We start from the raw sequence: 8,686 nt of genomic DNA, 5'->3' as shown, positions 1-8,686 counted from the left end.
GCTCCTTCCAGCGCCTCGTCCACGCTGTTGCATACCTGTGCAGCTTCCAGCACATCGCCGGCACCGGAGGCCCGCGCCGTCGCCTCCACACTGGGGTAGGCCTGCGGCTGCACCAGACGCAGATCCGACAGGCCCATGGTTTTCATGGCCCGGGCAGCCGCGCCGATATTGCCGGGGTGGGAGGTTTCCACCATCACAATGCGCACATTTTCCAACATGGGAGGCCTCTCATTAAAAAAGGCGCTAATCTTAACACGGCGGCTGCCCTGATCGCGCGGGCTCTGCTACAATCCGCGCCCCGGAACGGGAACCCCGAGTTTCCCTGCCCCGCGCTCTTTAAAGGAGCCTCTGAAGAACGCCTTGCGCGCTCAGTCTTTCAGGCTGGCCCGCAATCTAGGCGCACTTTTGAAGGTGTATGTCGATCCATCGAAAAAGGGCAACAACGAGTGCGGGCCAGCCTGGAAGACCCGGAGGGCGTGGTCTGAAGCGCCCATTTGCTGCGCCTTGCCTCTAGGGAAGGGAACCACCCTGCCCGTCGAGACAAGACACAACAACTGCACGCTTCAGACCACGCTGAGCACACAAGGCGTTCTTCACAGGCTCCTAGCCGTTACGCCACACGTCATATTGAGGATAGATGCCATGCATGCGCCGCAAGTGAATATCGCCCTGCGAGCCGCCCGTCAGGCGGGAAATCTGATTCGCAGAGCTGCTGAAAGCAGTGATCCCGTGTCTGTCACGAAAAAGGGCATGAACGACTTCGTCACCGAAGTGGATCGCGCTGCAGAAGCGCGCATCATCGATGTGATTCGCAAGGCCTACCCGGACCACAGTATTCTGGCTGAGGAATCCGGTGTTATCGAAGGCAGTGGCGACGGTAAAGACTACCAGTGGATCATCGACCCACTGGACGGCACGACCAACTTCATCCATGGCTTCCCCCAGTACTGCGTCTCCATTGCCCTCAAATTCAAAGGCAAAATCGAGCATGCGGTCATTTACGATCCCAACCGCGACGAAGAATTCACCGCCAGCCGTGGCCGTGGCGCCGCTCTCAATGGCCGCCGTATTCGCTGTACCAATCGAGCCAGCCTGGAAGGCTGCCTGATCGGTACGGGTTTCCCGTTCCGCAAGGACCAGGCCCCGCACATGGACGCCTATCTGGGCATGTTCGCGGATATCGCCGCCTCCACCGCCGGTCTGCGTCGGCCCGGTTCCGCCGCCCTGGACCTGGCCTGGCTGGCCGCCGGCCGACTGGACGGCTTCTTTGAATTCGGCCTGGCAGAGTGGGACATGGCCGCAGGTGTACTGCTGATTACCGAAGCCGGTGGCCTGGTTGGTGACCTGAGTGGCGGCCACAAATACTTGGAAAGCGGCGGCATCGTGGCCGGCAGCCCGAAAGTCTTTAAGGGCTTGCTGCAAAAAATCAAACCCCACCTGAACGACAGCCTGAAGCGCTAACCCCCGCACAGCCTGGCTTTGCTCCCTTCCTCCCGCTGCGGAGGAAGGGTTTTTCCTGCCCCACCGCCATCCTGTTTTGTAAAAACTCCTTAGACTTCAATACGAAAGTGCTGTCTGCGGCATGGACATCTCGGCACGCTTTGCTAGCGTGTCAGATATAACGGTTCAGCAAGGAGACGCTTCATGGCAACGGTTTCTCTCACAGACAACGCGCTGTTCCGCCAGCAGTGCTACATCAATGGCCAATGGTGTGATGCTGATGACGGCGCCACCTTTGCGGTCGACAACCCGGCCAACGGAGAAGACATCGGCACCTCGCCGCGCATGGGCGAAGCCGAAACCCGCCGCGCCATCGACGCCGCTCATCAGGCCTTCCCTGGCTGGCGTGATAAAACTGCCGCCGAGCGGGCCAACCTGCTGATGGCCTGGCACGATCTGATGATGGAGCACCAGGAGGACCTGGGCCGCCTGATGACCCTGGAACAGGGCAAGCCTCTGCCCGAGGCCAAAGGGGAAATCGCCTATTCCGCCTCTTTCCTGAAATGGTTTGCCGAAGAAGCGCGCCGGGCTTATGGCGATACCATTCCCGCATCCAAACCCGGCCAGCAGATCGTGGTGATCAAGCAACCCATTGGGGTCACCGCCGCGATCACGCCCTGGAACTTCCCCTCCTCCATGATTACCCGCAAAGCCGGAGCGGCCCTGGCCGCAGGCTGCACCATGGTGGTCAAGCCGGCTAGCGCCACCCCCTATTCCGCCCTGGCGCTGGCCGAACTGGCCGAGCGTGCCGGCATTCCTGCAGGGGTTTTCAACGTTATCACTGGTAGCGCCGGCGCCATATCCACGGCAATCACCGACTCACCCATTGTCCGCAAACTGAGCTTCACCGGCTCCACCGAAGTGGGCAGCCAGCTGATGGCCCAGTGCGCCAAGCACATCCAGAAAGTGTCACTGGAGCTGGGTGGCAACGCCCCTTTCCTGGTGTTCGACGATGCCAACCTGGATAAAGCGGTTGAAGGCGCCATGGCCAGCAAGTTTCGCAACACCGGCCAGACCTGCGTGTGCGTTAACCGCTTTCTGGTACAGGAAAGTATCCTCGATGCCTTTGTGGAGAAGTTCAAGGTTGCCATTGAGGCCATGAAAGTGGGTGACGGCTTTGAAGAAGGCGTTTCCCAGGCTGCCCTGATCAACCGGGGTGCTTCCGATAAAGTCATGGAACATCTGGAAGATGCACTGGGCAAGGGCGCCCGGGTTATCACCGGGGGCCAGCGCCACGAACGGGGCGGCAGCTTCGTTCAGCCCACGCTGATCACCGGCGTTTCCACCGATGCCCAACTCTGCCAGGACGAAACCTTCGGGCCGCTGGCAGCCATCATTCCCTTTAAAACGGAAGAAGACGCCATCCGCATCGCCAACGACACCCCCTATGGGTTGGCAGCGTACTTCTACAGCGACAATATCCACCGCTGCTGGCGCGTGGCAGAGGCACTGGAAAGCGGCATGGTCGGCGTCAACGAAGGGTTGATTTCCAATGCCACCGCCCCGTTTGGCGGGGTCAAGGAATCCGGCCTGGGCCGCGAAGGCTCCCACCAGGGCATGGAAGAGTACCTGGAAACCAAATACCTGTGCATGGGAAGTTAAGAGCAGGAACGAGTTGAAAGTTAAAAGTTGAAAGGCGCGACAGAGTATTAAGCACGCGAAACATCAGTGCCCGCGTACACAGCCCAAACCGCGCGAAGCTCAACAGGCCGAGAACACAATTACCGTTCTCCGCGTTTTAACTTTCAACTTTAAACTCGCAACTCGGAGTTAAGGATGACGAAACGGCTAAACATCGCCCTGCTCCCCGGCGACGGCATCGGCCCTGAAGTCATGGCCGTGGCCGAACAAGCACTAACACTGCTGATTGACCGCTTTCAGTTGCCGCTGTCCTGTCACTCTTTCCCCTGGCCGTCCCACGCTTGGCACCAGCAACACGGGCAGATGATGCCGGATGATGGCGTGGACCAGTTACGCGCCTTTGATGCCATTTTGTTGGGTGCGCTGGGCGATCCGGGGCCACTGGATGATCCGGACCGTTTTGTGCTGCCCGACAGCATTTCTCTCTCGCCGCTGCTGGCACTGCGCAAACAACTGGACCTGTGGGCCTGTGAACGGCCAGCCCGCTGGCAGCCCGGCGCGCCCCAGTACCTCAGCGATCCCCGCGCCAACGATGTGGACATGCTGGTGATTCGCGAAAACAGCGAAGGGGAATACAGCAACCAGGGCGGTCGCCTGCGAGCCGGCACGCCCCACGAAGTGGCTACCCAAGTGGAAGTGTTCACTGCCTCAGCCACCGAACGGCTGATCCGCCATGCCTTTGAACGGGCCCGCCAGCGGGCGACCCAACGTCATCGGCCGCGCCAGTTCAAAAACGAAAAAGCCTCACAGGTCTGCCTGATCACCAAACGTAATGCCCAGCCTTTCTGGGGCGACCTGTACACCGAAACCTTCCTGCGCGTGGCCCAGGAGTATCCGGATGTGGACACCCACCACGAACTGGTGGATGCGGCCTGCATGAAATTTGTCCAGTGCCCCTGGCGTTTCGATGTGGTGGTGGCCAGCAACCTGCACGGCGACATTCTCACCGACCTGGCGGCGGTGCTCTGCGGCGGCCCCGGGCTCGCCCCATCCGCCAACCTGAATCCGGCCGACAGCAGCATTCCGGCCCTATTTGAACCGGTTCACGGCAGCGCACCGGACATCGCCGGGCAGAATCAGGCCGACCCCCGCGCCACCCTGCTCAGCCTGGCCATGACCCTGGAATGGCTCGCCCCTTACCACCCGGCTCTGGGCAATGCGGCACAACATCTGCATGACACGGTAACGGCGGACCTGGCCGGGGGAAATGACCCCACGCTGACCAACGGGACCCGGGAAACAGGACAACGGCTTTACGCATTGCTGGCTCCGTAACACGGGCCGGTAACGTCAATGCACCAGCGGGGCGTATTTTCATCCCGCAGGCATCAGACAACGACGGCAATGAGCAATGAGAAAGGAGGCACCATGAGTCATTTGTCCCCCTTACTGGTTCAGTCCAGCGGGATTTGCGCGGAGCGCGGCGAAGGTAGCTGGCTCTATGATGAAAAAGGCAACCGCTGGCTGGACTTCACCTCCGGCATCGGCGTGACCTCCACCGGCCACTGTCACCCCAAAGTGGTCGCCGCCACGCAGGCTCAGGTCGCCAAGCTGGTTCACGCCCAGTACGCCACCGTCACTCACCCCAACATGCTGGCCCTCACCGACCGGCTCTATGAACACCTGCCCAAAGGGCTTGACGCGGTAGCGTTTTCCAACTCCGGCAGCGAGTCCGTGGAAGCGGCCATTCGCCTGGCACGCCAGGCCACCGGCCGCACCAATCTCATCGCCTTTCGCGGCGGCTTCCACGGCCGCACCCTGGCTGCGGCCTCGCTGACCACCTCTACCAGCAAGGTGCGTACCGGCTGGCAACCGCTGATGGCCGGGGTCAGCATTGCGCCGTTCCCCCATGCCTATCGCTATAAGCAGGACATGGATCAGTGTGTCACTGACTGCCTCAACGAGCTGGACCATATCTTCGCCACCGAGTGCAACCCGGCCGACACCGCCGCCATGATTATCGAACCGGTGCAGGGCGAGTACGGCTATTACCCGGCCTCGGCCGCCTTCATGAAAGGCCTGCGCGAGCGCTGCGACAAACATGGCATCCTGCTGATTGCTGATGAAATCCAGGCCGGTTTCGGCCGCACCGGCAAGTTCTGGAGCCACGAACATTTCGATGTAAAACCCGACATTATTATCACCGCCAAAGGGCTGGCCAGTGGTTATCCGCTATCCGCCATTGCCGCCAGCCGTGACCTGATGACCCACGGCTACCCCGGCTCCCAGGGCGGCACCTACGGCGCCAACGCGGTGGCCTGCGCGGCGGCCCTGGCCACCCTGGACGTCATTGAGGAAGAGCAGCTGGTGCCCCGTGCCGACAAGCTCGGCCAGCAGCTTCTTACTCACTTGCAGGGCCTGCAAAAACAGCATGACTGCATTGATGAAATTCGCGGCATGGGGCTCATGCTGGGCCTGGAAATTGTCAGTGCCCCCCACACCCCGGATGGCGACCGCGCCGGCAAGCTGCTCAAGCATTGTGAGAATAACGGCATGCTGATGTTGCGCTGCGGCACCCAGGGCCAGGTGGTACGCTGGTTGCCACCGCTCACCGTCACCGAAGCGGAAATCGAAAAAGCGGTAGAACTGTTTGATGCCGCACTGAAAGAGACGTGAAGAGCAGCTTCGAGCTACTAGCTGCTAGCTACAACAACGCGTTTCGAAGCAGTAATTGCATCAAGGCTTTCACCGCGCACCACTCTTGCCAGTGCGGAGTAACTAGAAGCTAATAGCTGGCCGCTGAATTTAAGGAGATTCGATGACAGACACCACCATCACCGTCCTGCTGGCCGAAGACGAACCCGCCCTGCCCGGTCTGGAGTCTCTGGACGGCCTGGCACGGGTTCAGGAAGCGCGGACACCGGCACAGTTAAAAAGCGCGCTACCGGAGACCGACATTCTGGTGGTCACCGATTTCCGCACCGACCTGCTGGAGGAAGTGTGGCCGGATAACTGCCCGGTGCGCTGGGTCCATGCCACCAGTGCCGGCGTGGATGCGCTGATGATCGACCCGATCAAACACAGTGACATCGTGGTCACCAACGCCCGCGGCATTTTCGACCGCGGCATCGCCGAATACGTGCTGGGCGCCCTGCTGATGTTCGCCAAGGACACGCTCGGCAACCTGGCACTGAAAGAACAGCACCGCTGGCAACACCGGGAAACCCGCATGCTGCGCGGCGCCAATGCCCTGATCGTGGGCGCCGGCTCTATTGGCAGGGAAGTGGCCACGGTGCTCGGCGCCATGGGCATGAACGTGATCGGCACCGCCCGCCATGCACGCCAGGACAGCGCCTTTGACCGGGTCCACCGACAGCAGGATTTGCCTGCGCTGCTCGGTGATGCGGACTATGTGGTGGTCACCGCACCGCTGACACCGGACACCGACGGCCTCTTCGACGCCGCCACCTTCCGGCAGATGAAGCCCGGCGCAGCTCTCGTCAACGTGGGTCGCGGCCCCATCGTGCGCACCGACGCCCTGCTGCAGGCCCTGCAACAAGGCCGGCTGGCCGGGGCGGCCCTGGATGTGTTCGAAGAAGAACCCCTGCCCGCCGACCACCCGCTATGGAATCACCCCAAGGTGATGATCTCGGCCCATATGGCAGGGGACTTCATTGGCTGGCGCCAGGCGCTGGGCCAGCAATTTGTTGATAACTTCCACCGCTGGCGCCGGGGGCAGCCACTGGACAACCCGGTCAGCAAGGAACACGGCTATGTAAGTAGCGCTTGATGCCCGACGCCGGATGCCTGACACGGCAACCCAGCCCCGGCTTCTGACTCCAAGCGATAAGCGTCAAACCAGGAGGTATGCCGATGAGCAAGGAACTACTGACCATGAGCGCCCAGGCGCTCAAAGCCGCCTACCAGACGGGCGCTTTATCACCGGTGGAAGTTTGCTCCACCCTGCTGGATCATATCGAAAAGCACGATGAGGCATTGAACGCCTGGTGCCTGATCGACCGTGATACCACCCTGCAATGGGCCCGCGAAGCGGAACAGCGCTACCAGAACGGCAACGCCGACGGCCTGCTTGACGGGGTGCCAATTGCGGTCAAAGACGTTTTCCTTACCCCCATGTGGCCCACCCTGAAAGGATCGAAAACCATTGATCCCGCCAGCACCCTGGAAAAACGCTCCCCCGCCGTTGCCGCGCTGGAACGCCACGGGTATGTGCCGCTGGGCAAGACCACCACCCCCGAGTTTGGCTGGAAAGGGATTACCGACAGCCCCCTGTGTGGCCCCACCAACAATCCCTGGGACCCGAGCAAAACTGCCGGGGGCAGCAGTGGCGGCAGCGCGGCCGCCGTATCCGCCGGCATGGCGCCCATGGCACTGGGCACCGACGCGGGCGGCTCCATCCGCATTCCCGCCGGGTTCTGCGGCATCGTCGGCCACAAGCCCACTTTCAGCGAAGTCCCCCACTGGCCAGCCAGCCCCTTCGGCACCCTGGCCCACGCCGGGCCCATGACTCGCTCCGTGGCTGACGCCGCGCTGATGATGACCGTCATGAGCGAAGCCGATGCCCGCGACAGTCTGGCCGCGCCACGCCGTGGCATTGATTATGTGGCCGCCCTGCAACAGCCCATCAAAGGCCTGCGCATCGCCCTGAGCACCACGCTGGGTTATGCCGATGTGAACCCGGAAATCGAGAAAGCCACCCGCGAAGCCGCCCGGGTTTTCGAGTCACTGGGCGCCACCGTCAGCGAAGTCGACCCGGGCTTCAGCAACCCGCTGGCCGCATTCAGCCACCTGTTCTACAGCGGCGCCGCCAATGCCATGCGCGACCTGGGCGAACGCCAGCGCAGCCTGATGGACCCGGCACTGGTGGAAGTAGCCGCCAAGGCAGAAAAACTGAGCATGCTGGACTACCTGGGCGCCATGAACGAACGCATGGCGGTGAGTGAACGTATGGCCGTATTCCACACCAAGTACGACCTGTTGATCACTCCCTGCTTGCCCATCGAGGCTTTCGACACCAACCGGGAAGTCCCCGTTGACTGGCCCAGCACCCGCTGGCCCACCTGGACGCCCTTCACCTACCCCTTCAACCTGACCGGCCAGCCGGCACTGTCTGTGCCATTGGGGCTCAGCAGCAACGGCCTGCCCATGGCGCTACAAATTGTCGGTGCCCGTTTCGACGATGCCCGGGTGCTCGCCGCTGGCCACGCCTTTGAACAGGCCCAGCCGTTTGCACACCTGCCCCCCATGCTGGATGAACTGCTCAAAGGCGCCTGAGAAAAGGAGACAAGTTATGGGAAACAGTAATCTGGACACGGATTTTTACGAAAGCGAAGACCCGATCTGGAACCCGGCGCTGTTGACCATTCCGGTGCCGGGTATCCGCCGCATGGTGAACCTGGCTGCAGACCTGGACGATGTGATTCATCTGTCCATCGGCCAGCCCGACTTCAAACCGCCGGAGCACGTGATTCAGGCCGGGGTGGATGCGCTCTACGCTGGCCAGACCGGTTACACCATGGACGCCGGCCTGCCGGAGCTGCTGGAATCGCTGGCGGAGTACTACAGCAAACGCTATCAACGCACC

General features: G+C 61.7%; 8 protein-coding genes. 7 read left to right on the top strand and 1 reads right to left on the bottom strand.

Features of this window, described 5'->3' with window-relative positions; genetic code table 11:
• Positions 1-218, bottom strand: a 218-nt coding sequence (locus A3754_RS07195) for a TrmH family RNA methyltransferase (protein ID WP_304439819.1), incomplete at its 3' end; no start/stop codon positions are given.
• Positions 219-642: 424 nt separating this feature from the next.
• Between A3754_RS07195 and suhB the strand changes: the two genes are divergently transcribed.
• The 7 genes from suhB to A3754_RS07160 form a co-directional block, all read left to right on the top strand.
• Positions 643-1,461, top strand: a complete 819-nt coding sequence (gene suhB, locus A3754_RS07190; RefSeq protein ID WP_063519191.1) for an inositol-1-monophosphatase — start codon at positions 643-645, stop codon at positions 1,459-1,461.
• A 183-nt stretch (positions 1,462-1,644) separates the two neighbouring features.
• A complete protein-coding gene (locus A3754_RS07185; RefSeq protein WP_063519190.1) occupies positions 1,645-3,102 on the top strand; it encodes an NAD-dependent succinate-semialdehyde dehydrogenase in 1,458 nt (485 codons plus the stop codon).
• A gap of 174 nt (positions 3,103-3,276) precedes the next feature.
• Entirely contained in the window at positions 3,277-4,416 is a 1,140-nt protein-coding gene (locus A3754_RS07180; protein ID WP_063519189.1) for an isocitrate/isopropylmalate dehydrogenase family protein, read from the top strand.
• Between the two features lie 93 nt (positions 4,417-4,509).
• Positions 4,510-5,757 (top strand): aspartate aminotransferase family protein, encoded by a 1,248-nt coding sequence (locus A3754_RS07175; RefSeq protein ID WP_197468539.1) that lies wholly within the window; start codon positions 4,510-4,512, stop codon positions 5,755-5,757.
• A gap of 142 nt (positions 5,758-5,899) precedes the next feature.
• On the top strand, positions 5,900-6,871 hold the full coding sequence (locus A3754_RS07170; protein ID WP_063519187.1) for a D-2-hydroxyacid dehydrogenase: 972 nt from the start codon (positions 5,900-5,902) through the stop codon (positions 6,869-6,871).
• Positions 6,872-6,954: 83 nt separating this feature from the next.
• Positions 6,955-8,376: an amidase gene (locus tag A3754_RS07165; protein WP_063519186.1), complete on the top strand. Its 1,422-nt coding sequence runs from the start codon at positions 6,955-6,957 to the stop codon at positions 8,374-8,376.
• A gap of 16 nt (positions 8,377-8,392) precedes the next feature.
• The coding region (locus A3754_RS07160; protein ID WP_369817585.1) for an aminotransferase class I/II-fold pyridoxal phosphate-dependent enzyme at positions 8,393-8,686 on the top strand (294 nt) is incomplete at its 3' end.

The sequence above is a fragment of the Alcanivorax sp. HI0083 genome (assembly GCF_001635175.1).
This window is presented reverse-complemented; position numbering and strand designations above follow the sequence as displayed.

Bases quoted from the DNA above. Each gene is read 5' to 3' on its own strand.
- A3754_RS07175 (WP_197468539.1), top strand. From the start codon at position 4,510: ATGAGTCATTTGTCCCCCTTACTGGTTCAGTCCAGCGGGATTTGCGCG.
- A3754_RS07185 (WP_063519190.1), top strand. From the start codon at position 1,645: ATGGCAACGGTTTCTCTCACAGACAACGCGCTGTTCCGCCAGCAGTGC.
- A3754_RS07165 (WP_063519186.1), top strand. From the start codon at position 6,955: ATGAGCAAGGAACTACTGACCATGAGCGCCCAGGCGCTCAAAGCCGCC.
- A3754_RS07170 (WP_063519187.1), top strand. From the start codon at position 5,900: ATGACAGACACCACCATCACCGTCCTGCTGGCCGAAGACGAACCCGCC.
- suhB (WP_063519191.1), top strand. From the start codon at position 643: ATGCATGCGCCGCAAGTGAATATCGCCCTGCGAGCCGCCCGTCAGGCG.
- A3754_RS07180 (WP_063519189.1), top strand. From the start codon at position 3,277: ATGACGAAACGGCTAAACATCGCCCTGCTCCCCGGCGACGGCATCGGC.